Genomic DNA, 26,810 nt, shown 5'->3' on the forward strand with positions numbered 1-26,810 from the left:
AACTTAGTTAGTTCCTATATCTTCAGTCATAAACAAGTTTCCTGTCCCATTGTCTGATGGATGAATCCAATTAGTTCCACCATCTGGGTCAAACGCAAACGCAAACGCAAATCCATCATGGGCACCACTACCACCATTACCATTGCTTAATCTGAGTTCGAACTGATGCCAGCCCGGTGACAAATTGAGATTCGTGGTAGATACACGGTCATTCCAAAAATCACTACTTAATACAAGTTGTCCATCAATCCAAAGGCGAGTCTTGTCGTCATTGTTCTCACTGAACGAAATCTGCCCATCGTCATCATAAATATACCCTGAGTATACTTCCGTAGTGTTTCCGGCTATGGAGTCTTCCGTTTCACTTAAGCTGGTCGTGATTGACGTTTTAGGGTTTGGAGCTGTCTCGTTAATGTCACCTGAGAGGGTTCCGTAGAACAGCCCAGGAACCGCAGCAGAGCCTCCTTGACTTGGAGTGCGAAGTTTTGCATCTCCCCATGAAGCATGATCATTACCAACGCCATCACCTCCATCACTCACTACAAGTTTGAGCTCTTGCACGGTGTCACTGATATTGACTGAGATGAATTCCGCCACATCATTTCCTACTAACGTACCGCTCTGATGCGCCATTACATTATCTAACCAAACCTCAAACACCACAGAACCAGCACTACCAGTTTCATCATCCACGCCAATGAACGCAGTAAATTGGTCATAGTTCTCACCAGCTAAGTCATAAATCACTTCGGAATAAGCATGCACCCCAAGTCCCTTACTGAATTCACTCCCACCAATCGAGATGGTGCCCCCGTCTCCGGCAGCACTTTCACCTACACTGATGTCTTTCTCGATAGGTCCCCAACCATTGTTTGAATAGGTTTCATTTATATCACTAAGGTAAGTGTAACTCGTTGCTTGTGGTGGTTCGGCAACCACAATTTCAGGCCCCTCATATTCAATTTGCTCCAGATAAGCCACCAATGCAGCCCTCTCGGAACTATTAGAGACCGTATGCTGCGAACCTGTTTGTAGAACATCATCTAACGTAATGGCTTGCCCATTATGGAAGTAAGGTGCACTTGCCCAAACGCCAATCAAACTTGGCGTGTCGAACCCTACGCCAGATAAAGACGTACCGCCGCCCAAGCCAGAAGTCGCATCTATTGTTTCGACATCATGCCTCTGCATGTCAGTATAATAGACACCCACATGGCATGAATCGCACCCCTTGGCAGCAAATAGGGCTTGACCCGTTTGAGCTTCCACAGTTAAAGATCCCGTGTTGTCTCGATTTGGACTTTGTGGAAACTTGTTCAGACTACTTACATAGAATGCAAGATTGTCTAGGTCTTCACTTTTTCCAGATTTAGCCGTGCCTAATGGATCTTCAGACAAAGTGAACAGAGCATCGACCATAAAGCCGAGACCACCAAATGCATATCGAATATCGTTTTCAAAGTCCTGTATCTCATCAAAGTTTGCCGTCCAGTGAACTCGGCCGTTTCCTGTTCCTGTTTTACCTAACAATGAAATCGTATTTCTCAGCCCTTCACCACGGTCACTAAAGTCCCAGACCCGGTGGTCACTGTCACCATCAGCATGACAGCTCGCACATGAGATATAGCCATCTTGAGTCATTCGGGCATCAGCTGCATTGTAGAAAATCTGTTTTCCTTTCAAGACTCTAGGATGAAGTGCTTCATTCGCAACCACTGAAATTTGCGCCACCGTAGATATATTGCCTCCGCTCTGTAAGAATGCATCCACATCATGAACCGAGATCGTTCGGGACATAAAATTGTGCACAAATAAAGTACTGCCTGATAACACTAAACCACGAGGCGCTAACCCCGTGTCAAATATTTCACCTGCGCGGTTTAAATTGTAAGTATTTCGAATCTCGATACTATTTTGACCCTCTATTGCAATGAAAGCTAAATCACCAATATCACTAAACACGACGGCTTTAGGTTGTGCACGATTATCAACATCTAAAGCGTTTGGTTGTACGGTTTGAGCATTCAAATCTAACCGATTGACTACCGCTCGGATTGTGGTTTCGAAGGTGAGTTTTTGCCCATCATTTCCTTCCAAATAGGAGCCTCGATCCACATTGGCCTTATTTGACGGAATCCAAGCACTGTAACCATCTGGTGAAATCGCAATAGAACTTAGGTAGTTCGCCACGCCACGACTACGGTCTGGGCCATCAATGGTCGACGTATCTTTAGCGATTTGATAATTCGAGTCGATGGTCATACTAGCGGCATCAACAGCGACAACTTCAGCGTAAGATTGAGGAGAAACAAATCGCGTAACCAGTACCTGTGATGAAGCACTGTCTATTGCCAAGCCACGAGCGCTATACCCAACATCCGCCGTGGCCACAATACTTCTCGAACTAGGATCCATTTTCACTAACTGTCCACTCGCTTGCAATGAAACGAAGACGTGATTTCCATTGGGAGAAAAGGCAATACCATAAGGTTGTGAGGCTCTTGGAAGGTACACTGTCTCAACAAGTTGACCAAGGCTAGAGAGAATCGAAATAGTAGACTCAGCCTGATTCACAACCCACACGTTTCCATCTGGGGCAGCAGCTAAGGTTCTTGGTTGATCTCCTACCGCAGTTTCCCAAAGTTTGTTGTATGGCGCACTACTATTGATGGCACTGACTGAGTCGTTGTCTTCATTGACCACTATGACTTGACCGCCGGATTCAATGATTGTTGAAGATGCTGTCGCGCAACGGCCGTTGGTTGTCTATATACCGTTATTGGCGTCGATTTACTACTTTCAAACACACCATCGATTGTTGTTTCGCGTACTGTGACGACGGCAGACCAATTGTTTGGATCACTATAGATGTGACTTGTACTGCTATTAGATGAAAAAGGCGTTGAAGCACTACCATCACCGAAGTTCCAAGAGTACTCCATTGTGCCTCCTAACATTGGCGAACTAGAGGCGCTAACGTTAATACTGCTGCCCAATGTCACTTTATCACTTACGGTAACACTGATGTCATGCCCAGCTTGAGAACCCGTAGCAAATCGATACTCCGTTCGAGCCATTGGGTTTCCTGCGAAGTCCTCAATCCCCTCTAATGCCACATGATAAATACTGTCAGCTTCAAGATCTTGAGCAGGTGTGAAATGGATAAATCCAAGATTCACGCTGTACTCCCCTTGAAGTGGGGTACTGCTTCCCAATTTAGTAACCGTAAACGTAGTGCTGTTCACAGACTCCATCAACACACTGTCAGAAAGTGCAATACCCACACGTGTTGTCAGCGGTTGTAATGTAGATTCTATCGCTGGGTCGGTTGCAGAAATGTAAGGTGGAACCATATCTGGACTACTTTGGAGTGCAATAAGACCACTGCCTGAACCGTGGTCATTACCTACCCAAACTAAGTTACCGAACGGAAACACCTGACCATGATCGGTATTGGTACTGGTGGCGTTAAGAGAGCTTCTGCCGATCTCTTGGATATTGTTAATATCACTGACATCTAACACTGCGATATCGTCTTGGTTTCCCAAAAAGAGTTTATTGTCTTGCACATTACAATATAGATTCTCAAACCCTGTTAACGACTCATTAACCAGCATCATTGGCGTTGTTGTCGTATCGTATACCCTTAGTGAATCAATGGTACTTCGTGCGCCAAAATAAGCATATTTTCCATCCCAACATGACGCGTAGTACTTTTCAGGTAGGCTATTTACCGTTTTCACTAGAGTTGGATTAATGGGGTCATCAATATTAATCATCGAAAAACCAGCCGTTCCTTCCATGCTAGATATAAACATACGATTTCCGAGCGCAAATATTGGTCCTACATTAAAGCCACCAAGTGCTGAATTTGGAACCGTTTTAACCAGGATGGGAGTACTCATATCACTGGTATCGACAATGGATAAACCAGCATTGCCTCTTGCAACATACAAGTACGGAGCTTGCCAAAAGAGTTGCCAGGACACATTGTTATAATCACCGAAATTAACGCCGGAAATAGCGAGTTTAGACAAACGGATTGGATTGTTAACATCGGACCAATCCCAGATTTCAATACCCTTACCTGTCTGGATTGCAATGGTATTATTCTCGCCAAGACCAAACGAATGAGGTTCCCTAAACTCAGACGTTCTCAAGCCATCACCTGTCCGGTTGGTATTCGAAAGATCTGGCTCATAAACTGTTTTAACAAGTTGCATCGCGGTAGGGTTAGACACATCGACAGCAATCCATCCGCCAGGACCGCCTCCACTGTCAGGCGCAAAAACGCCCAACATGTAACCATTTAGCATGGTCATTACGTTTACGCCGTAATGTTTCGTGCTAGGGTAATCAGGAGGTAAGAAATTGGTTGAGTCATCAATTAAAGGACTGGATACGTGAGTAAAAGCTTCGCTTGAACTATAACTCAGGTTACCCAGACCAGGACCTTGCACAGCATACGCTGCAGTACTTAGCGAGACTCCACACATACCCGCTAAGATACTGTTAACAACAGGGCGACGCCAAGTCTCTAAGGACTGTATTAGGCTTGCGGCTTTCATCGCCTTCTCCTCGTTTTTTGTGGTAATGAAAAGTTCACTCCTCTAAGAGAAGTGAACCATTAAAAAACATGAAGAGGACAGGATCGCGTATCCAAATAGTCCCTAGGCTAAATGAACAGACATCGAAAACAAACCTACCACTTACCTCCTCACGTCAATGCATTATTTCATTGTTGGCATGACGAATTCGGCTTGTGATTGGGTACTTTCTCTATTATCGACTTTAACGCTCGATTCAGGCCAGCGGGTTGTGATGGTTTTCATTCTGGTAAAGAAACGAACTCCGTCTGGGCCATGCATATGAAGCGGTCCGAATAGTGAACGTTTCCAGCCGCCAAAGCTATGAAATGCCATTGGAACAGGAATAGGAACATTAACCCCGACCATGCCAATTTGAACATTGGTGGTAAAATCACGTGCGGTATCGCCGTCGGCGGTAAAAATCGCGGTACCATTGCCATATTCGTGTTGGTTAATGATGTCGAGCGCTTGTTGGTAACTATCAACCCTTACGATACACAGCACAGGGCCAAAGATTTCCTCTTTGTAGATGGTCATATCGGTTGTAACGTCGTCGAACAAAGTCGCACCGACAAAGTAGCCGTTGCTCGACTTGGCCAATTCAAGCTCTCTGCCGTCAACGAGAAGAGTAGCGCCTTGCTCCACACCTTTCTCAATGTAGCCACAAACCTTTTGCTTATGCTCTTTCGTAATCAACGGCCCCATGTCGTTTTCAATCGATTGGCCGTAACCTTGCCCAACTTTTAGTGTGGCTAACTTGTCTTGAAGCTGACGAGAAAGTGCATCAGCCGTGTCATCACCAACAGCAACGGCAACTGAAATCGCCATACAACGCTCTCCTGCCGCACCATAAGCAGCACCCATTAATGCATTGACTGCGCCATTAAGGTCAGCATCGGGCATGATCACCATATGGTTTTTAGCGCCACCAAGCGCCTGAACGCGTTTGCCATATTTAGCGCCTTCTGAATAAATGTATTCCGCAATGGGGGTTGAACCGACAAAACTTACCGCTTGAACCCTGTCGTCCTGTAACAAGGTATCGACCGCTTCTTTATCCCCCTGAACAACATTAAATACACCTTTTGGTAGACCGGCTTGTTTAAGTAAATCAGCGACAAATAGAGAAGCAGACGGGTTCTTTTCTGATGGTTTGAGAATGAATGTATTCCCCGTTGCAATCGCAAGCGGGAACATCCACATTGGCACCATGATTGGGAAATTGAATGGAGAAATCCCCGCAACCACACCCAATGGCATCATTTGTGAATTTGAGTCTACGCCAGAACCAACGTTTAAACTGTGCTCACCTTTTTGCAAATGCGGAATACCACAAGCGAATTCCACAACTTCTAGTCCGCGCGTTATTTCTCCTAATGCATCACTAAACACTTTGCCATGTTCACGACTAATGAGTTCGGCAAGCTCGCTGCGGTTTTCTTCCAGTAGCGCTTTGAATTTAAATAGAACGCGCGAACGATTCAGAGGTGTCGTCGCTGCCCAAGCAGGGAATGCGGTCTGAGCACATTCAATCGCCTTCTCAACTTCAGTGCTTATGGAAAGGATGACGTGATTCTGGATCTCCCCTGTCGCAGGGTCATAAACGGCTTGGCGCTTTTCAGAGATACTTTCTACGACTTCATTATTGATAAAATTGCTGATCATACTTTCTTCCTTGGATTATATTCAGGGCTGAATTTGCTTTAGTTGCGTTGCGGTTTATCGCTACCAAGCGACTTTATAAAGCTCAATTATGCTTTCCTTGTCCGGTATTCGGGGGTTGTTGTTAGGCGATCCAGAAGCCAGCGCTTGCTCGGACATGATTTCCAAACTCGACCAAAAGGCTTGTTTATCAATCCCAAACTCACTCATTGAAGGGACTGACAGGTCTTTATTAATTTGCTTAAGTTCATCAAGCAGTAACGCTACGGCACCATCATCACTCATGGATGCATCGGCAATACCCATCGCACGGGCGCAGTCAGCATATTTTTCCTTAGCCGCAGGTATCGAATATTCGGTCACCGTTGGCAAAAGCATCGCATTGCTCATCCCGTGAGGAACATGGAAATGCGCTCCAATTGGACGACTCATCCCATGAACGAGTGCCACGGAAGCATTGGAAAACGCCACTCCTGCTAACGTCGCGCCGAGCATCATCTGTTCTTTAGCCTGCTTGTTTTGTGGATTGTTTACCGCTTCACGAAGATTGGGGGCGATAAGCTTCATAGCCAGTAATGCTTGCTGGTCAGTGAATAGTCCGGATTTACCGCTCACATAGGCTTCAATAGCATGGGTCAGTGCATCAATACCTGTGTCAGCGGTGATCCGAGTCGGAGCGGTCATCGTTAATGCAAAGTCAATAATGGCAGCCGACGGGATCAATCCAGGCCCCATGCATAACAGCTTTTCATCATTAGATTCGTCAGTGATGATGGTCATTCGTGTTACTTCAGATCCCGTCCCCGCCGTGGTAGGGACAGCAATAAGCGGCATAATTGGTGAAGTGACGATGTTAGGAACGGAATAGTCGCGGATGCGACCTCGGTACTGGGCCAACAATGCGATGGCTTTAGCACTATCAATCACACTGCCCCCCCCAAGAGCAACGATCCCATCGTAGTGACCAGCTATTGCTTGTGTGACGGCTGGAAGGACCGACGTTTCAGTAGGCTCTGGCATTGTGTCAGTAAACACATCCACTTCTACCCCTGCTTGGCTGATGATCTCCCTAATATGGTCAACTTGCCCAAGCGACTCCATTACCCGATCTGACACTATCATTACCCGCTTGCAGCCGAGTTGAATGGCAATGTCCCCTACGCGATTGATTGCGCCTTCCCCAACTTCTAAAAACTTCGGTAAAACAATAGATTGACTCATAATTCACCTCGAAATTCATATCGATACAATTTGTATCAATATTTGAAATAATTAATTTTGCGCGCAGTTATCCAGCCACAGCTATGACATGGCAAGAAAAATTAAATAAACCGACTAAATCGTGTTTAGCGCATTCCTTACTGCACAGTACTTCTGAAAACGCTGTTTATAGTAGGATTTGTGATCGTCTACAGGAGCGAAAATTCTTTGGCTAACACATGGGTGTTTTTCGGGTTCATATCCGATTTGCACTGACTCCAATGCCAGCATAGCCACCCCTCTTGCGCCAATTTCTTTGCAGTTCATCGCAATGACCTTTACATCAAGCACATTCGCAAATAACTGGCACCAGTAGTCACTTCTCGATGCACCACCACTTATAGAGATGGTTTCGACCTTGTAACCAGACTCGCGCAAGCGTTGAACGTGTTCCAAATGGGCGAACACAATTCCTTCGTAAAACGCATAAACAATATGAATATCTTCATGCCAACCTTTAATGCCAACAAGGTTTGCCGCCGTTGAAGTTCGATCAGTCGTACCATAAAGGTAAGGAAGAAATATAGGCAGAGCATCTTGCCGTTGCACGTCTTCTAACCTGCGATTAAAGCTCTCAAATATATTGCCACCCTGCTTAGCCTCCAGCTGCTTTTGTGCAGAAAAAAAGCGTTGTACAAGCCATTCAAGGTTAGAAGCTGAGCAAGTACTGGATTCGATCGCCAAATAGCTCTGCTTGGAGAGTTTGCAAGCCATAAAAACTTGTTCTGGAGGCAGTGAATCCGTTACAACTTGGTTGATATTCCAAGTACCAGCCACAACAGAGACATCACCAAGATTCGTCGCTTCAGAACCATACGCCCCCGCAACAACATCAAACAAGCCTGCGATAACCGGCGTCCCTGTCGCTAATCCAGTCATTCTTGATGCTGCATCAGTTATTCCACCAATGACCCGATTACCTTCAACGATCGCGGGCAACTTGTTGCAAATATCGACTAGGTCATAGTGACGAAGTAGCTGTTCTGATACCTTGTCTTGCTCAAAATCAAACAGTCCCGAAGCCGAGATATCACTCCACTCTGTAAAAAGTTCTCCAGTGAGCTGAAAGTTAATGTAGTCCTTACAAAACAAAACTTGACCAATTCTTTCATAGAGTTGAGGGCTATTTTGTTTGAGCCACATCAGCAAAACCGCGCTTTGAGACGACCAAACACCTTGGCGATTTCTGCGCTTAAGATCAAAATAACCCTCTGATGACTCGATCGTTTGCACTTCACAAGCCGCGCGATTGTCAAGCGACTTGATAGCTAACAGAGGCGAACGCTTATTATCGAGCAGATACAAACCATTACCATGCCCGCTCACACCAATAGCTTTGATTTTCAAGCTATCAATGTTGGTTTTTCCGATAAGACTTTTGATTACATCAGCACATAACTGCCAACATTCATCCATGTCCGCTTCTGTATATTCAGGTTTGGGAATATGTGTCGGGAAATTGATCGCTACCGTATCAATTTCGGCTCCATGGCTATCAAACAAGGCAGCTTTTATTGCTGTATTGCCACAGTCAATCCCAAGTGCGTATGACATCATATTCCCCCTTGTTTTTTAACTTTCACCAAAGTAGATATTCATCGCGTCAGACGTAGACGCGCCGTTATGAATCATCGCCATTAACGCATCGACTACACGGCTTGGATTTGGGTGCTGATAAATATTGCGGCCATAAACCATACCCAAGGCACCTTGATCAAGCAGTGCTCTGGCTTTATTAAATACCGATTCAATATCTTCACGTCCGCCGCCGCGTACCAACACTGGGCAACGCGCTGCTTCTACAACTTTGTGGAAATCTTCAGCATCGGTGGTTGGGTCGGCTTTGATTATGTCAGCGCCTAGCTCACGAGCCATGCGAACCAATGTAACGATTTTCTGGTAATCCCCATCAACCATATAAGCTTGACCTTGTTTGTTTGGCTGCATCACCAACGGTTCTATCATCAAAGGCATACCGTACTTTTCGCACTCTGCTTTGACTCTACTGATATTGGCCACGCATTGCTTGAACAGCTCTGGCTCATCGGGCAGCATAAACAGATTGACCACCACACAGGCTGCATCCATTTGTAGAGCTTGAATAAGCGGTTGTTCAGCGTTTTGCAGCAATGACCACATATGACGATGTCGCTCTGCGTTGTAGGGATTGCCTAAGTCTATTCGCATAACCAGTGCTGGCTTATCTTTACCGTCTATAGTTTGTAGCAGATCGGCTTGTCCAGCATTCATTTGAACCGCGTCAGGTTTGGCGTGGACAAGTTGATTCACTACCGAAGCCATGTCCTCCAACCCATCTAAAAACATAGGTTCATTGCATACCCCATGATCGATAGCAACATCAAGGCATCGGCCTTGCCTAAACAGGCGTTTCATCCTGACTTTACTGGTTAAATACATACTGTTCTCCATTTAATAGTTGTTCACTTTCCGTAACTGTTGAATTTCGCATTAGTTGATTAACTGCAGGAGCAATATCGAGTTCCACACCGTGAAAACGCGATAGAACTTGCTTGGTATTGATTCGGTCTGATGTCTGCTCTGAATCGCTCCAATCAAAATGTTGAGCAACCAAAGTTGATATTTCTTCAAACACAAAATTACTGAGTTTGCCTTCAATCGCAATAGAGGTACGACGCAGTAGCACATCAAGCGTCGTTTGAACGTATTCATGTTCTATGATGTAGCTCAGCTCACCTTTGGTGTAATAGCTAAGTGACGGCAGTTCGAAGTCATGATAATCCACTAACCATTCAAGCAATGCTTCGCATTGAGTGCCGTAGCGAGTGAACCAGGCTTCTAATTGTGCCTTTGAATAAGTTGAATATTGATGAGCTAACTTTTCGATATACGCTTGGCGATCCGCTTTGCTCAAGGGGTATCCCACTCCACCACCAATTGGCTTCTGCTTTGTGCTGCAAGTTCTTTCCTTACCGAGAGAACTTAATATTTCGTCCGCTACTTCTTCACCGAAGGCTCGAAACGTCGTCCACTTGCCACCGATCAGCGAATAGATTTGTGTAGACTCAACACGATTTCGTTTAATTGAATGACTGCGAGGTATCTGGCCTGTTGTCGACGTATCAACGCAAGGCAAGGGCCTTACCCCGCAAAACTGATATACAATTTGATCTTCGTCTATTTCAAGACCCGGCAATATTCCTCGAAGAGACTCTAATAGGTACTGGATCTCTTCGTCCGTACAGTGAGCCGTCTCAGGATCACTGACAGGAATATCGGTTGAACCAATCAGCACCTTACCGAAGTACGGGAACAGTATGCAGACCCGACCTTCACTGTTCTCATAAAACAGCATGTTGCCATCTAACTCGGACAACAATTGTGCATTTTCCACAATGATGTGCGAACCCTTGGTTCCTTGCATGTATTGACTTGGTGCGGTTAATAAACCATTGGTGAAATCGACCCAGGCTCCAGTCGCATTGACAATATGTTGGGTTTTAACCCTGACTGCTTGCTCACTTATTTGGCTAACTAAGACCAATTCCCCATTATCGAGGTGAGTGACTTTGGTGTAATTCATAGCCACACCACCAGCGTTTACTCCCTCGCGAATCAGCTCCATCGCTAATCGTTCTGGAGAACTGATCCACGCATCAAAATAGGTTGCACTGTGTTTGACTTTATTTCCCATTAAAGGCCAGCGCTGATGCGTATCATGAGCCGAGTGCATTTTATGCTTTGGCATCATTTGATCACGCTTGGTAAACCAATCGTACAGGCTAAGACCAAGTTTTATTACCACAGAGCCACGCTGAGACGGACGATCTTTTAGACCAAGAAACTTAAACATGCCGTCGAAGAGCCCCGTCCAGGTGGAAAAAATAGGAATCGTTGTTTCAAGCGGTGCCACCAGGTGTGGTGCGTTACTTAATAAACGATTTCGCTCAAAAAGCGCTTCTTTTACTAATGCAAACTCACCATTTTCTAAGTAACGCAGCCCGCCATGAATCATACGTGAAGGCGCTGCGCTCGCTTTAGAGCAAAAGTCGTCCTTATCGATCAAGAGTACTTTCACACCTTGCAGGGCGAGTTCCCGAAAAACGCTAATACCATTGATTCCACCACCAATAACGACAACTTCGAAATCGTTTTGATTCTTGAGGTGTCCAAACCGTGTTGTGTGATTATCCATCCTTGCTCCCTGCCAGTCAGTTAACGCCTTCTTAATCCTACGGTTTACGCCAACTCTAATTGGCCAAAAAACTCACGAGACTTAGCATCAATGAAAGCAACATCTTCTTGTGATAACCGAACATTTCCTGCCGTAGCGTTTTCAATCGCTTGCTCACTATTACGTGCTCCACAAAGCGCATAGGTAATGCCCGGCTGCTGCAAGGTCGAGGCGATGACAAGTTGAGCAACCGTTATACCTTTTCGCTGTGCAATCGGCTCGATAGACTGACAGAACTTCTGAACCCATTGACGACTTTTAACCGTAAACATGGGGTCAGTAATTCGTTGATCGTCCCCAGTGAATATTCGCTCAGGACTCACTCTTCCGCTTAATAAGCCCATCGCCAGAGATGAGTAACTCAAACACGCGACATTTGATGCTACCGTCTCTGGCAGCAATGTTTGCTCCAATTGACGCTCAATCAAATTGTATTTTTCCTGCACCGCATCAACCGTTCCTGCTGCCTGATACTGGGTAAGTTCCGCTTTACCCGCATTACTAATGCCTATTGCTCGAATTTTCCCTGCCTGTTTTAGTGATTCCAGTGCATGCATGGTTTCGCTAATTGGTGTAGTTGGATCTTGCCAATGCGTGATGTACAAATCGATATAGTCGGTTTGTAGACGTTTTAAACTCTGTTCGACCTCGAATTCAATAGCGTCAGCTCCCAAGTAACGATGTACTGGCTGCCCTTTCTCATCGAAAAAGTGATTACCTTTGTTGGTATGCCAAACTAATCCACACTTGGTTGCGAGCACCACTTTGTCTCGCTTACCTTTTATCGCTTTTCCTACTATCTCTTCTGAGACGCCCAAGCCATACGCTGGGGCAGTATCGATAAGAGAAACACCACTATCTAGAGACGCATTGATGGCTTCAATAGAGGCTTTTTCATCTGTGCCACCCCACATCCAGCCCCCCATTGCCCAGGTACCTAACCCGATAACAGACGCCTGAATACCTGAGTTACCAATTTCTCTTGTTTGCATAATTGTTCCCTATTCTGCTTGTTCCAAAACACTTGCCACTGTGTCTTCATCAGAGACTAAGCCATTAATCAATCCACCTCGCAGCGCTGCTAACATCGCGGACACTTTGGAGTGAGTTGCAGCAACACCAATACTGTGTTCAACGTTGCCAAGTTCTTTTAGATTCAATCCAATCAGCTTACGGTTTAAATGATCCGCGCACGTCCTGCCATCATCGTCATATAAATGTGCAAGGATTTCACCTTGGCACAGCGTACTCGACAACGCCTCCGTCTGATGACCACTCAGCGTCCGCAAGTCGTAATAACTGTCGCTCTCATGAGCGACTGAACCAATACCCACCAGAGCAATATCTGCATTTCTTGCTTGATCAAGCACTTCTTTAACACTGCGCATTTCCATTAAAAGAGCGCGTTGCTCATCAGTATCGACAAATAAGGGGGCGTGTAGCTGAGTACTTGTTCCACCGAGTTTCTCAGCCAGCTTCGACGCTAAATAATTTACGTCGGTATAGTGGTGCCCTTGAATACCGCCAGTCGCAGGAACGACGCGTACCTTGGGAAAGCTCATTGGTTTGATCTGCTCTACAATCTGAGCCATGGTTTTACCGCCACTAATACAGATGATGCTGTCTGGTTTGACGGTTTCGATTAATAGTTCACCTGTAGCTTGCGCAACTTGCTGCGTTATTACCGCATCGTCTTTACTAAGACTAGGCTGAATAACTGCAGTCTTTAAGCCGAAGATTTTGATCAGTTGTTGTTCGAAACTATGCATTCTCTCTTGAGGAAGCTTGAGTGTTATCTCAACTAAACCATCATTATGTGCTTGCCTAATGACTCGATTCACCTTGGCAGTAGATAACCCAAGCTGCTTCGCAATGTCCGACTGACTGCGGTTCTCCATATAACGTAAGGTTAGGATCTTAGCCGTTTGTCTCAGAATGTCGTCACGCTCGTTCATCGTCATATATCTACCTTCATTCATTGCGCGTACCTTTGCTATAGGTTCAGCGACATGAATTTCAATTAACACCAAATGTTATTGATATGTGAAATTTATTTCATCTGAGTAAAAAATAATCACAAAAAGCCACTCTTGCAAGTAAAAACGATACCAATCGTATCAATTTAACCATTAAGGTGCGCAAGATCACAATTACCAATCAAAGTGATACAAATCGTATCGATATACTATTGACCATTTACATTTTGTTCACTAATTTTTAACACGTGAAATATATTTCAACATTGTGAAAGATAATTCACTTCAATGAGAAGGACGTGTTGTACTGCTTTTGACAGCTAATGAAGAATGTTATTCAACGCAATAAAAGCAGCTGTTGCTTCAAAGACGACGAGTAAATACCAAATAGAAAATGGAGAAAATTATGAAGTCAGTGACTTTAAAGAATCTATTTAACAAAGGACTTATTGCTACGAGTATGATTGTCGCTTCAAGCCTCGCTGCCACAGTACAAGCTAATGAAAGAATTGCATTTTTCGTTTCAGACTTGTCTAACGTATTCCACCAGTCACAAGCCACAGAAGCGAAACGTTATGCGAAAGAAAAATATGGTGCGGAGGTAGTCATTTTTGACGGTAAAGCCGATTCTGCAGTCATGACGCAAAACGTTGACCAAGTTGCGGCGGGTGCATTTGACGGCGCATCCTTACATATTTGGGATGGCGAAGCAGCAACTCCAGGTGTCATCGAAGCGCTGGAAGAAAACATTGCGATGACCTCTTTCTTTAGTCCTATTACCGATACTGGTATCCCAACTGCTCGTAGCGATGAAGCTACGGTATCTTTCGAGATGGGTGCTCAAATGGCTAAAGAGTGGATGGCCGCAAACCCGAATAAACCAATAGCAATGGTGCAACTAGGTTGGCCGAACCATACCGAAGTAACCTCAGGGCGCACGAACCCATTTGCTCAAGGTGTCCTTTCCGTTGCGCCGAATGCGAAAAACTTAGGGGCCCTGGATGCGAGTGGTGGCCAAGAAGCTGCGAAACAAATCATTGTCGACCTACTGACTCAGCAACCTGAAGTGAACCTCATATACTCTGAGGCTTCAAATCTAACCGTTGGCACAATGGCTGGTCTGAATCAACTTGGGCGCGGTAAGTTCAAAAATGGTAAGCCTGTCACTGAGATTGTCGCCAGCGTAGACTTCGACTCGGTGGAATTTGGTCAGATTTACGATCATGAATCAAGCCTGAAATTGTCGATGGGCCTACCACCAATCGAAACTGCTCGTGGACGAATCGATTTGGTAATGGACGTGATCAATAAGAAAGTCGCACCGAGAAGCGATAAAGCACAAGAGTTCTTCTACGATGCATACACAATTTCATACTGGTCAATGCCTAAACCCGAAGCAGAACAATGGCTAAAAAATCAGTTTAACAACTAACCCTATGTGAGGTCAGCAAGATTACCGCTGGCCTCTCCTCCTAATAAAAAATATTCAAAAATCTCAGTGATTAGGAGAAATCATCTTGAATAGTCAAAATACAACAGCGGCCCTTTCCATTGAGGGGCTTGTCAAAGATTACCCCGGCGTCAGAGCCGTTAATGACGTCAGTTTCTCAATCGAACCCGGTAGTGTCCATTGTCTGATTGGCGAAAATGGGGCAGGAAAATCGACACTAGTGAAAATGATTACCGGCGCTATCAAACCTACGCAAGGTACGATGAAAGTTAATGGCAAGGTATACACACCCAATGGTACCCAGTCAGCACGAGAATCAGGTATCGCTACCCTCTTTCAGGAACTACATGTCGTCGATGAACTGACTGTTCTTGAAAACTTAACCTTAGGCATGGAAAAGAGCTGGTTTGGTTTTTTGGTGGGCTCCGATTTAGAAAAAAGGGCAGTTAGTACGCTTGCGACCATTGAACCTTCTATCAACCCTCACGTCAGAGTTTCGACACTTGGTGTGGCGCAAAAACAGATTGTCGAAATTGCCCGAGCGGCTTCTTCTGGAGCAAATATCATCATTATGGACGAACCCACTGCTGCACTGTCTGAACGAGAAGTTGAACGATTATTTACGGTAATTCGCCGCTTACAAGAGCAAAACGTTACGGTCATTTATATCTCTCATAAACTGGATGAAATCCTTTCGCTAGGTGATCGCGTTACCATCATGCGCGATGGTAAACACATAGCGACCAAGGCAATGACAGAGGTTAATGGCCGCGCAGAGCTTATTAACATGATGATTGGCCGCAGTATCAAACATGATTACTCTCCTCGAGATACAATCACTGACGAAATATTTTTGTCCGTTCAACGCTTGAGTAATCATCGACTTAAAAACATTTCCTTCGACATTAAGAAAGGTGAAATCGTGGGTTTCTACGGCCTTGTTGGCGCAGGAAAAACAGAGATAGCCCGAGCTATCTTCGGAGCCGATAAATCATCAGGCACCATCCGGTTAAACGGGAAAGATGTCGGGAAATCTCCACGCGAAGCCATCGCCGCTGGAATAGCTTTAGTGCCTGAAGAGCGCAGAACTCAAGGTTTGTTTACCAACCTGACTATCCGAGAAAACATTCCGGTTATGAACTTACCTAGAATGTCCGATTTCGGTGTGTTCAGAGAGAAAGATGAACTCAACGCAGCTATCGACTACGTGGAAAAGCTCTCTATCGCGACAAGCTCCATCGAAAAGCATACGGAAAAACTGTCTGGTGGCAACCAGCAAAAAATCGTCATTGCCAAGTGTTTATTCTCTCAAGCGAAGCTTCTACTGCTAGATGAGCCAACTCGTGGTGTCGATGTTGGCGCGAAAAAAGAGATCTACGACCTAGTTAAAAACTTAGCCAGCGAAGGGAATTCAGTCGCCGTCTTCTCCACTGAATTAGAGGAGATACTGGGAGTCTGTGACCGTATTTTTTTACTTTATGAAGGCTCACTGGTATCGGAAATTAACAACGGGTCGGATATCGATACCAACTATATTTTAAACGCCGCTACGGGTGGTTTAGAGGAAGTAGTATGATGAATACATCAGTCAAACCATATCACTCACCTGTCGAATACCGACGCGTGAGTGATCAAATGTACATCACATCACTGGTTGCCATCGTTGCCATCGGGCTTTTTTTGGTCGCCTCTGTTTTCGTGCCTAACTTTTTTCAAGTACAAAACATGATGAACTTGGTTACCAATAACTGGGCAGTCATTTCATTAGGTATCGGGGTTTCATTCCTCCTTATCTCAGGGAATTTTGATCTTTCCGTCGGTGGTATTGTTGCTTTATCTGGGGTTTTATCTGTATGGTTTGCTCAATCTGCAACGGGGGCCAGCTCCCTCTCTAGTGGACTTGGATTACCTTATTGGTTAGCAGTTTCAGGCGCTTTATTAGGTGCGCTTGCTATCGGCGGGCTGAATGCGCTATTCGTTGTGAAGTTTCGAATTCCGTCAATCATAGTCACTCTCGGCACTATGATGGTCGCACGTGGTATTGCACAGGTTATCACTGAAGGTTCACAACGAAACACGAACCTACCTGCCGAATTTGGCATTCTAGGTAATCTAAAAGTGTTCGGTACCTCTATGCAGTTCCCGGTCTTATTCATGTTAATCCTTTTCTTTATCGCCATCTTTATCGAGAGAAAGACCGTTTTTGGACGAATCACCTACTGGATTGGAGCTAATCCAGAAGCAGCTAAGCTCTCTGGTATTGATAACGCTAAACACATTACCTATCTCTATTTGTTTAGCGCGTTAGTTGCAGGCATTGTAGGTATTCTTCTCTCTTCAGAATTCAAGTCTGGCTTCTCTAATCGTGGTCTTCTGATGGAGTTCGACGCATTAGTGATCGCACTACTTGGTGGTATTGCCATTGCAGGCGGATTCGGTTCTGTAATCGGGATGTTCTTCGGCGCCATTATTCTTGCCGTCGTGACGTCGGCTGCGACCGGCTTAACCCTTTCTCCGGATTGGCAATTTATTCTAAGAGCTGTGGCAGTGTTCTTAGCAATTACCGCTCAAACGTGGGCTCTGTCCCTACGAAATAAATAATCAAGGTGTAAGTTATGTCTGAAACTACTAAATCACTCAACTCATCACCAACATTCGGCAACCAAGCCGCAGAGTTTATTCGTAACTATTACATCTACTTTGTTCTGGCTGCTATCGTCGTGATCCTGAGTAGCGTTAACTTAGATCAGTACGCACTTTTCGAGCGCGGTAACTTTCTTTATAAGAAAAATATCATCAATATCTTGCGCGTCTCTGCTCCTTTACTTGTCTTAACTGGAGCGTTCACGCTACTCATGGTGTCTGGATATATCGATCTTTCGGTCGGTAGTACCATGGGGTTAACCGCTGTTATTTATGCCATGCTCGCTATCAATGGCGTGCCATTCTGGGCTGCATTTTCGATTACCGTGTTTTGCGGCGTACTATTGGGAGCGATCAACGGACTTCTCGTAGTCAAATTTAACATCACCCCCGTTATTGCCACCTTGATTACGTTAAGCTTTTATAAAGGTGTCGCTCTTCTTTTGGTCGAGGATGGCGTATCTGCGATCAAGTCTATGGGCGATATAAAAATGCCAGCTTGGTTTAATGATTATGGCCGCGATGCTGTATTACTGGGATTACCAATGGCGTTCTGGGTAGCGGTTGGTGTGACTGCGTTGCTCATCATCCTACAAAATCGCACTTTGTTAGGTAAATACGCTGCCGCAACAGGTGGTAACCCTACTGCAGCAAAACTATCGGGAATTAAAACGGGTTTAGTGGTGTTTGCCCTGTATTCAATTGTTGGTGCAACTGCAGCACTGGCTGGTATCGCCCGCTCTAGTTTTATGTCCCTTGGCGATCCTCTCTCAGGGGATGGCATGGAGCTAACCGCTATTCTTGTTGTACTGATTGGTGGTACAGCATTCAGCGGCGGAGAAGGAAAAGTACTGCGCTCATTCATCGGTGCTCTAATCATTATGACTCTGACGGTAGGTATGCTAACGCTTGTTCCGGCGTACTACCAAACCCTAGTGATTGGCGGAGCACTTCTGGCTGCTGCTGCATCCAACCATCTGGTGAGTAGGAGGTAATACTCTAAAGCGCTGGTATTTCCATTATATTCGAGATGAAAGCAGAAATTGAAATGCAGAACAGATAGAGGAAGAACTGCAGTATCATTTTTCAAACTTATGGACTTGCAAATGTCGTGTACGTGGGGTGGTTTGTTAGTTTGGTCGAACATAACAAAGATTTGTTTGTTATGTTCTCACCTCTCTAAAGTAAGCGGTTTTTATATTGCTCAGGGGTCTGCCCGGAGTATTTTTTAAACATCGCGATAAACGGGCTTGCTTGATTGTAACCAAGCGTCAGGGCGACCTCTTTAACCGAGTGGCCCTTACGCAGTAGATCCATCGAATAGAGATAACGCACTCTTAATCGCCACTCGGTAAAGCTCATCCCAAGTTCTGACTGACAGTGCCGAGCCAACGTACGCTCGGTGGTGTGCACTCGCTCTGCCCATTGAGACAAGCTAGTATTGTCGATGGGATTCTCTTCTACCGCGGCTAAAATTTTTGAAAGGTATTTATGATCGCTAGACGGCAAGAAATGGTGCTGAGTATCACGAGTGGCCAACTGATCCAGCAGGACCTGAACTAATCGTTTGTCTTGTTCATTATCGGCAACATTGATCTCGCGTTGACGAAAGTCATCAACGATGGCAGAGACGATCGGCGTGATTTTAATCAGGCTGGTGCGTTCGGGAAAATTCGCGGTTAAGTGTTGAGCCACATTTAGTGAGCAATAAGAGAGGGGTTTGCGGTTAAAACTGGTGTGCCTCACTCCAGCCGGGACCCAAATCGCCAAGTGGGGCGGCGCTAAAAATCGCGTTCCTTCTGCTTCCATCTCAAGAATTCCGCCGCTGATCAGTTGCACCTGTCCCCATGGGTGACTGTGCATTCGCGTTTCGGTATTGGACAGAAATGCCTCAAAATTCATAAACACATCCGATGGTGCTTTATCGATTGATAACGAAGGGTGCAAATGTTTGGCCGATTTTCTCAAAACTTGTCTTCCTATGACGCGCAATGTCGTTTTAAAGATATATATAATTATACAGCCCTGCCAAACTCTTCGCTACTGATTCATTTGCCAGAGTGCTCGCATGGTTTATCTTCTTCCGCTATTCACCGTCATGATTTGGGGCGGAAATGCAATTGCCAACAAAATGGCCGCCGACGTCATTGAGCCCAGTGCGATGAGTTTTTATCGGTGGTTAGTGGCGGTGGTATTACTTAGCCCATTTTGCTTAGCGAGTGTTATCAAACACTGGGGGGTTATTCGCGTGAACTTAACCAAACTTACGTTTCTCGCGCTGCTCGGCATGGTGCTCAACCAATCACTATCTTACTACGCTGGGTTAACAACCAGTGCCTCAAACATGGCTTTGATTGGCTCATTAGTCCCACTGTTTGCCATCTTCATTAGCGTCCCTTTGCTTAGCAAAACTATCTCACCGCTAAGTATTGCCGGCGGAGTGATTGCGCTGGCAGGGCTGGCGTTTATGCTTGGTAAAGGCGATGTGACCTTTTTCTTTCAGCAAACGGTGACACAAGGTGACGCCATTATGGTGCTTGCCTCTCTATGCTACGCAACCTACTGCGTACTGCTCAAACGTTGGAAGATGGCGCTGCCTAACTGGACCATGGTTTATATGCAAGGTGTATTAGCACTGCTGATGTTAACGCCACTATGGCTCACCAGTGAGCAACTTACGCCAAGTCATCAGGCATATCCACTGATTGCTTATGCGGGGGTCGCAGCTTCAATTGTTGCACCTTGGATGTGGGTGAAAGCTATCGATCTGATTGGGGCGGAATCGAGCGCCATGTTCATGAACTTAATGCCTGTAGTGGCGATAAGTTTGGCAACAACCTGGCTTGGAGAAACGCTTCAAGGCTATCACTTGATTGGTGGGATGTTGGTGATCTCTGGGGTATTCTTATCGCAATTAAAAATTCGCCGCCTGATTAGACAAGCGGCCTAAGGCGTTGCCGATAAGCCTCTAGAGACTCTGTCGTCGATGCCAGCACGAAAACGCTGACATCGATGACATAGGCTAAACCATCACATCAATATCGGTTTCAGGTACGCAGCAGCAGGCCAACACTTGACCACTATTACGCTCAATCTCTTGCAGAGCAGGCACCTCTGGTTGATGGACTCGGCCCGACTCTATCGTTACCTTGCACGCGCCGCAAAGCCCCGCTCGACAACTGTTAGCAATCGCAATGCCTGCATCTTCAGCTTGTTCAAGTAAGGTCTTTTGATTATCACCGCTAAATGCTTGGCCGTTAACACTGATGGTCACCGAGGCTAATGGCTGCGCCGTCGCGACACTGACACCAAACGCTTCTTGATGGTAGTTTTCTTCAGGTAGACCTTTCTTTAATAAGAGGTTTTTGGCTTTTTGCATAAAGCCATCCGGGCCACAAACGAACACCTGACGCTGCTCGACATCTTTGATCTGTTTAAGATGCGACAATGTAAAGCGTCCCTTGAGACCAAACCAATCGATGGGCGCCTGAGATAACGAAATTAATACTGTCAGGCCAGGGTGTTGCTTACGTAACGCGTCTAACTCTGCGCGGCAGGGAATGTCTTCAACACTGCGGCACTGATGATAAAACACCACATCATCAATCTGTTGATGATCAGCCAAATAACGCAGCATAGACAACATCGGAGTGACACCACTGCCAGCTGACAGCAACAATAACGGGGAATGATGGTGATTGTCACTAAGATGGAAACTGCCATTGGGCTGCTCGCAAGTGAGCGTATCCCCAAGACTTAAGTTATCGAGCAACCAATTGGAAACGCGACCGCCATCAATACGCTTGACCGAGATCGCCAAACGACCGGGACGAGAAGGGCTAGAAGAGAGCGTGTAGCGGCGACCAATCGTTTCGCCTTTGAGGTCAATTGAGATAGGCAGATGTTGGCCGGGTTGATAGCTTGGCACTTCACCATGCGCTGGCTCAAGCCAAAATGTGACAAAGTCTCGCGCAATCTCTTCGCGCTCGACACACGTCAAGGCAATTTTTATTGGGCTGTTGTCGGGATAAAACTCTTTGTCTTTATACTCCAACACTTCAACCGTATCACCTTGACGAATCATCCCCTCATTCAAAGCGATCAGGTTTTGGCCAAAGAATACCCCACCACGTTCATTGGCTCGAAATTGCGATAATGTCTTTAATGGCTCTTTGGTCGGTCGAAACTGGCCCGTTTTGACATCCACCGTGGTTAAGATACAACGCTCACAAGGCTTGACCGCTTCAAATTCAACATCGCCAATGCGAATACGTTTCCAGCTATCTTCGGCAAAAGGTTCGCTATTTGTCACCACTAGATTGGTACGAAACTGATCCATCGAATGCCGCTCTGGACTACGACGATTGAGCTCTTGTAACGACCCTTCGCTGATCACAAGTAACGGATAACCATCAGCAAAACTGACATTATGGCCTAATTTCTCTCGAACGCGATTCGACTGCTCGCCAGTAAACAGTAATTCAACCCGTTGACCTAATACCGCACTGAACCAGTCATCCGCTTCGTCGGTGGTGGTATAAGCAGTAAATCTATCATTCCATACCTGCGCCGATGTTTGCTGAAGTTTAAACTCCGGATAGCGGATACGCAAAGGCACATGGCCAGAAGCCGTGAAAATCAACCCATCGAAAGTTAAGGTTGATTGCACCTTGACCATTTGTGGGTATTTTCTTGCCGTCACCATAGAACCGTCGGCCAGAGCCAGCATAAAACGGCGATCAAACATTAACCCCTGCTTTTCGACCCAAGCGGTAGAAAGAGAGATGCCGCCGACCGATTTAACCGGATAAACATTAAGTTGAGAGAGAAGTGGTGCTGACATTGCTAATCCTAAGCTTGTGATTATTGTCGCTCCAGTATACCCAAATTCGTTTGATTTTATTCACTTTGTTGCTTTAAAACTGAGCGATATGATGAGTGAAAATGTCTTTCTCAATGGTGATAAACAGCGTTAATCAATCCCCTTTGGTGAAAGAAAGCCATCTATAATGAAGGCTTTGGCTTGATTCTGACAATGAGTCTCCTCAATCAAGCAAACTACTCGTTGAACTCAAACGCTCGGAGCGACTATGAATAAACTTATTATGATTCTGCTGTGTATTTTTCTTCCCCCTGTGGCGGTTTTTCTTGATAAAGGACTAGGTAAAGATTTTTTGCTCAACCTTATCTTGACCTTGATCTTCTTTGTCCCGGGCTCTATCCACGCACTGTGGTTAACCGTGCGCTGAGCGAATCCCTCTAGCAATAAAAGGTTACTCACAATAAAAAGGGTGAAATAGACCCGCGTTTGCTCTATCATCCTGTCGCCTAAACGTAAGCGTTTGCTTTTTCAGCTTTCGCCCTGTTTAGGCTCCAATCGGATCACTCAATTTATGGTGGGAGCAACAATGACAACACTTACAATCACACGTCCTGATGACTGGCATGTTCACTTACGTGACGGCGAGGTTCTTAAGGATACCGTTCGTGATATTAGCCGCTACAACGGACGCGCGCTAATCATGCCCAATACGGTCCCACCCGTTACCACCACCGAGATGGCACTGGCCTATCGCGATCGTATTATGGCCGAAAAGCCAAGCGAACAATTTCAGCCTCTGATGGCGCTTTATCTTACCGACAACACTACGCCAGATGAGATTCGCAAGGCGAAAGCCTCAGGTGCCGTTGTCGCGGCCAAGCTCTACCCCGCAGGGGCGACCACCAACTCAGACTCAGGTGTGACGTCAGCGAAAAACATCTACCCTGTTTTCGAAGCGATGCAAGAAGTTGGCATGCTGCTATTGGTTCACGGCGAAGTAACCACTCACGATGTCGATATCTTTGATCGTGAAAAAGCCTTCTTAGACACAGTGCTTGCGCCAATCGTCAATGACTTCCCGAATTTAAAAATTGTGCTTGAGCATATCACCACCGCCGATGCTGCAAACTTCGTGAAAAACGCTAACGACAACGTCGCCGCGACAATTACCGCGCATCACTTGCTTTACAACCGCAACCACATGCTGGTTGGCGGTATTAAGCCTCATTTCTACTGTTTGCCGATCCTCAAGCGCAATACCCACCAGCAAGCGCTGATTGAAGCTGCCACCAGCGGCAGTCACAAATTCTTCTTGGGTACCGACTCTGCGCCACACTCTAAAGGCATGAAAGAAGCCGCTTGTGGTTGTGCGGGGTCTTACACCGCTCACGCCGCCCTAGAGCTTTATACTGAGGTGTTTGATCAAGAAGGCAAGCTGGACAATCTCGAAGCCTTTGCCAGTCATAATGGCCCAGACTTCTACGGCATTGAACGCAACCGTGACAGCGTCACATTAAGCAAGCAGGCATGGTCTGTGGCTGACACTATGCCATTTGGTCAAGATGTTGTAGTGCCGATTCGCGCCGGTGAGACGATTGCGTGGACGGTTAAATAGCGTAAGCGCATAAAAACAAAACAGCCACCGCTTGGTGGCTGTTTTGTTTGCAACGCAAATAACGTCACGTTAAGACAGTTGACTCAATAAACGCTCAACCCAGGTAATCTCACCAAAGGCGATAAAGTCATAAATGGTAAAGAACAGCGCACAAATGATCGCTAACTTAATCAGACGATAAACTATAAACATAACACGCTCCAAGGCGATAAAAAGGCCGCATACGCGACCTTAAAGCGGTGTCTAATGCGCTTAATGGATTGGCGTATTCGCTTTTGTGTGAAACTTGCCAAAATATTGCTCAAGCACTTCCGGTGTCAGTTTGCCTTGTGCTTCAAGTTTTTTCAGCTCTTGTGCAATTGTCTTCTGTTCTTCAAGCGATGGTAGCGCCACTTCAGGCTCATCACCCATTTCCTGAGACATCTGCTCAAGCTCTTTCTCGAAATCGCTCATGATCTCACTTACCCTATTTACAAAATAACTGGGGCTAAGTTTACCCACTTAGCCCCAGTTATGCCAGTTTAGGTCACGCTTTACAGTTTGAAACTGCCCACCATACGGTCAAGGCGTTCAGACAACTCTTTAAGCTCCGAGCTTGCCGCCGCGAGTTCTTCAGCTGTGCCGGTGGTAACCTCGTTGATAGCGTTGATCTCTTCAATATTTTGGTTGATGGTGTGCACCACCGTAGACTGCTCTTCGGTTGCAGTCGCAACTTGGGTATTGCGATCCGAAATATCGTGGATACGCTCTGAAATACGCACCAAGACTTCAACCGCCTCGTCGGAAGCCGATACCCCTTCACCGGTAACACTTTTACCCGCTTCCATCGCTGAAACGGCGTCTTTCGCGTCACCTTGAAGCTGGTTGATCATCTTCTGGATCTCTTCGGTTGAATCAGCGGTGCGACTGGCAAGGTTACGAACTTCATCGGCCACGACCGCAAAGCCGCGACCTTGCTCACCCGCGCGCGCCGCTTCAATGGCCGCGTTGAGTGCTAACAAGTTGGTTTGCTCTGAAATGTCGCGAATAACATCAAGAATTGAACCAATTTCTTGAGTCGTCGAAGCTAATTGCTCAACCACTTGACCGGTATTTTCAATATCAACTGCCAAGCGACTGATCGCCTCTTTGGCTTTGCTGACCACATTTTGGCCATCTTGAGTGTTATCCGATGCCTGAGACGCGGTTTCTGCTGCTGTTGCAGCGTTGCTGGCAATCTCACTGATGGTGGCACCCATTTGGTTAATCGCAGCCACCACTTGGATGGTTTGGTCACGCTGAATCTGGCTGTTGTTGTATGTAGTATGAGACTTGCTCGAGACGCCATCAGCTGCTGACTGCAAGGCACTACTGGTCGAAGCAACCTCTTTCATTGATTGATGAATTTTCTCAATAAAACCGTTAAAGCCTTCAGACAATTGGCCTATTTCGTCTTGTCCTTTGATCTCAATGCGTTGTGACAAGTCACCATCACCTTTGCCTAAATCAGCAAAACGCTCGGCAATCGCTCGAATCGGACGTGCAATACCATTGGCAAGGAAGATGCCCATAATAATAAACAGCCCAGCGACCACGATCGTAGTGATCATCATCTGTTTTGCCACTTGGTTGAGTTCTGAGAAAACCTCATCAACCGGAATAACCCCAACAACAAACCAGTTCATCGAGGGAATATAGCTGCTTGCCACTAATACGTCTCGGCCTTCATACACAGCATCAATCAAGTTGAAATCTGACTTATCGAGTAAGGTAGACGTATTGCTGCCAAACAACTTGGACAGCGTTGATTTCGCTTTGCTGCTATCACGGTGAATTTGTACCTGCCCTTGGCCATCGGCCAAAAAGACAAAACCGGTCTCTTCAATTTGAAAACCATTCAGCAGGGCCACCATGTCATCCATCGATTTTGATAAACCAGACATCGACATGCCATTGAGGTTTTGATAGTTGGTGAACATTTTTACATCGCCATTGGCTTCTTGGAAAATGCTCACTGAGGTCGCGTTGCCGGACTGTTTAAAACCAAAAAACCAGCCGTCTTGTTGTTGATTCAACTGACGTAAAAAGCCATTTTGGTTCCAGTAGTACGCGGTGTCTCGGTTGGCAACCGACGCATCATTCAGTTGGTACTGGGCACGCATATTATTAAGTTGCTTAATCAGACGCGCTTCAGCCTCTGGCGAAATAGTGGTGGTATCGATGGCCTGCTTGATGAACTCGTTGTCGGCTAGTTGTTTAGCCGCCGCTAACAGCTGACGCACTTCATCGTCTATTTGACCACTGATTGAAGTAAGTGTGGCGGGCACTTCTAAGTTGATTAATCGATCTTCAAGCACCGTACGAGCCTGACGTTGAGCCATAACCCCAACGATGATGGTTGAGGCGAGTACCGCAAAGGTGATGCCTGCAACCACTTTCTGTTTTATGCTGATTGAATTCAGTTTCATTCTGTTTGCCTTTTCAAGCTTTTAGGTATTGTGTCAAAGATGGATTAACTCGCCTTAACCTGCAGCAAGTCTTCGAAGTTGTGCAATCCAACTGATGTATCGGCACGGCCAATGATTTCTTAATGACATAATA

The 26,810-nt window shown here is 45.9% G+C and carries 21 protein-coding genes; 7 read left to right on the forward strand and 14 right to left on the reverse strand.

Annotated elements, in window-relative coordinates; translation table 11 throughout:
- Positions 1-3 precede the first annotated feature (3 nt).
- From BS19_RS20530 to BS19_RS02500, 9 genes are all read right to left on the reverse strand, one after another.
- Positions 4-2,703 (reverse strand): NPCBM/NEW2 domain-containing protein, encoded by a 2,700-nt coding sequence (locus BS19_RS20530; RefSeq protein WP_245609248.1) that lies wholly within the window; start codon positions 2,701-2,703, stop codon positions 4-6.
- A complete protein-coding gene (locus tag BS19_RS20535) occupies positions 2,703-4,568 on the reverse strand; it encodes an Ig-like domain-containing protein (RefSeq protein WP_245609249.1) in 1,866 nt (621 codons plus the stop codon). The genes BS19_RS20530 and BS19_RS20535 overlap by 1 nt, the downstream gene beginning before the upstream one ends.
- 162 nt (positions 4,569-4,730) lie before the next feature.
- The gene (locus tag BS19_RS02470) at positions 4,731-6,254 is read right to left on the reverse strand and encodes a CoA-acylating methylmalonate-semialdehyde dehydrogenase (RefSeq protein WP_038173130.1); all 1,524 of its coding nucleotides are present in this window, start codon (positions 6,252-6,254) and stop codon (positions 4,731-4,733) included.
- 60 nt (positions 6,255-6,314) lie between these two features.
- On the reverse strand, positions 6,315-7,472 hold the full coding sequence (locus tag BS19_RS02475; RefSeq protein ID WP_038173131.1) for an iron-containing alcohol dehydrogenase: 1,158 nt from the start codon (positions 7,470-7,472) through the stop codon (positions 6,315-6,317).
- A gap of 114 nt (positions 7,473-7,586) precedes the next feature.
- Positions 7,587-9,068, reverse strand: coding sequence for an FGGY-family carbohydrate kinase (locus BS19_RS02480; RefSeq protein WP_038173132.1), 1,482 nt, complete (start codon positions 9,066-9,068; stop codon positions 7,587-7,589).
- A gap of 15 nt (positions 9,069-9,083) precedes the next feature.
- Complete coding sequence (locus BS19_RS02485; RefSeq protein WP_038173133.1) at positions 9,084-9,929, reverse strand: class I fructose-bisphosphate aldolase; 846 nt, start codon at positions 9,927-9,929, stop codon at positions 9,084-9,086.
- Entirely contained in the window at positions 9,913-11,685 is a 1,773-nt protein-coding gene (locus tag BS19_RS02490) for a glycerol-3-phosphate dehydrogenase/oxidase (RefSeq protein WP_038173134.1), read from the reverse strand. Before BS19_RS02490 ends, BS19_RS02485 begins: the two co-directional genes overlap by 17 nt.
- 44 nt (positions 11,686-11,729) lie before the next feature.
- Positions 11,730-12,716 carry an aldo/keto reductase gene (locus BS19_RS02495; RefSeq protein ID WP_038173135.1) on the reverse strand — a complete coding sequence of 329 codons (987 nt, stop codon included), beginning with the start codon at positions 12,714-12,716 and terminating at the stop codon, positions 11,730-11,732.
- Between the two features lie 9 nt (positions 12,717-12,725).
- The gene (locus BS19_RS02500) at positions 12,726-13,703 is read right to left on the reverse strand and encodes a sugar-binding transcriptional regulator (RefSeq protein WP_038173137.1); all 978 of its coding nucleotides are present in this window, start codon (positions 13,701-13,703) and stop codon (positions 12,726-12,728) included.
- A 403-nt stretch (positions 13,704-14,106) separates the two neighbouring features.
- Here BS19_RS02500 and BS19_RS02505 point away from each other — a divergent pair, with 403 nt between their 5' ends.
- From BS19_RS02505 to BS19_RS02520, 4 genes are all read left to right on the forward strand, one after another.
- Entirely contained in the window at positions 14,107-15,132 is a 1,026-nt protein-coding gene (locus tag BS19_RS02505; protein WP_038173138.1) for a substrate-binding domain-containing protein, read from the forward strand.
- Positions 15,133-15,217: 85 nt separating this feature from the next.
- On the forward strand, positions 15,218-16,726 hold the full coding sequence (locus BS19_RS02510) for a sugar ABC transporter ATP-binding protein (protein WP_038173139.1): 1,509 nt from the start codon (positions 15,218-15,220) through the stop codon (positions 16,724-16,726).
- Positions 16,723-17,751: an ABC transporter permease gene (locus tag BS19_RS02515; RefSeq protein WP_038173140.1), complete on the forward strand. Its 1,029-nt coding sequence runs from the start codon at positions 16,723-16,725 to the stop codon at positions 17,749-17,751. The genes BS19_RS02510 and BS19_RS02515 overlap by 4 nt, the downstream gene beginning before the upstream one ends.
- 14 nt (positions 17,752-17,765) lie before the next feature.
- The gene (locus BS19_RS02520) at positions 17,766-18,788 is read left to right on the forward strand and encodes an ABC transporter permease (RefSeq protein WP_038173141.1); all 1,023 of its coding nucleotides are present in this window, start codon (positions 17,766-17,768) and stop codon (positions 18,786-18,788) included.
- A gap of 184 nt (positions 18,789-18,972) precedes the next feature.
- Here the strand turns inward: BS19_RS02520 and BS19_RS02525 are convergent, their stop codons facing one another.
- Entirely contained in the window at positions 18,973-19,761 is a 789-nt protein-coding gene (locus BS19_RS02525; RefSeq protein ID WP_038173142.1) for an AraC family transcriptional regulator, read from the reverse strand.
- Between the two features lie 100 nt (positions 19,762-19,861).
- Between BS19_RS02525 and BS19_RS02530 the strand changes: the two genes are divergently transcribed.
- The gene (locus BS19_RS02530; protein ID WP_038173143.1) at positions 19,862-20,743 is read left to right on the forward strand and encodes a DMT family transporter; all 882 of its coding nucleotides are present in this window, start codon (positions 19,862-19,864) and stop codon (positions 20,741-20,743) included.
- A 72-nt stretch (positions 20,744-20,815) separates the two neighbouring features.
- Here BS19_RS02530 and BS19_RS02535 read toward each other — a convergent pair whose 3' ends face one another.
- Positions 20,816-22,636, reverse strand: coding sequence for a hybrid-cluster NAD(P)-dependent oxidoreductase (locus BS19_RS02535; RefSeq protein WP_038173144.1), 1,821 nt, complete (start codon positions 22,634-22,636; stop codon positions 20,816-20,818).
- A 247-nt stretch (positions 22,637-22,883) separates the two neighbouring features.
- On the opposite strand from BS19_RS02535, the gene BS19_RS19735 reads away from it, so the two are divergent.
- The gene (locus BS19_RS19735; RefSeq protein WP_038173145.1) at positions 22,884-23,042 is read left to right on the forward strand and encodes a YqaE/Pmp3 family membrane protein; all 159 of its coding nucleotides are present in this window, start codon (positions 22,884-22,886) and stop codon (positions 23,040-23,042) included.
- Positions 23,043-23,201: 159 nt separating this feature from the next.
- On the forward strand, positions 23,202-24,230 hold the full coding sequence (gene pyrC, locus BS19_RS02545) for a dihydroorotase (RefSeq protein WP_038173146.1): 1,029 nt from the start codon (positions 23,202-23,204) through the stop codon (positions 24,228-24,230).
- Between the two features lie 69 nt (positions 24,231-24,299).
- Here pyrC and BS19_RS20685 read toward each other — a convergent pair whose 3' ends face one another.
- From BS19_RS20685 to BS19_RS02560, 3 genes are all read right to left on the reverse strand, one after another.
- Positions 24,300-24,422, reverse strand: a complete 123-nt coding sequence (locus BS19_RS20685; RefSeq protein WP_038173147.1) for a hypothetical protein — start codon at positions 24,420-24,422, stop codon at positions 24,300-24,302.
- Positions 24,423-24,482: 60 nt separating this feature from the next.
- Positions 24,483-24,683 (reverse strand): hypothetical protein, encoded by a 201-nt coding sequence (locus BS19_RS02555; protein WP_038173148.1) that lies wholly within the window; start codon positions 24,681-24,683, stop codon positions 24,483-24,485.
- An 80-nt stretch (positions 24,684-24,763) separates the two neighbouring features.
- Positions 24,764-26,677: a methyl-accepting chemotaxis protein gene (locus BS19_RS02560; RefSeq protein ID WP_038173149.1), complete on the reverse strand. Its 1,914-nt coding sequence runs from the start codon at positions 26,675-26,677 to the stop codon at positions 24,764-24,766.
- Positions 26,678-26,810 lie beyond the last annotated feature (133 nt).

The organism is Vibrio pacinii DSM 19139 (assembly GCF_000711795.1).
GTDB lineage: Bacteria > Pseudomonadota > Gammaproteobacteria > Enterobacterales > Vibrionaceae > Vibrio > Vibrio pacinii.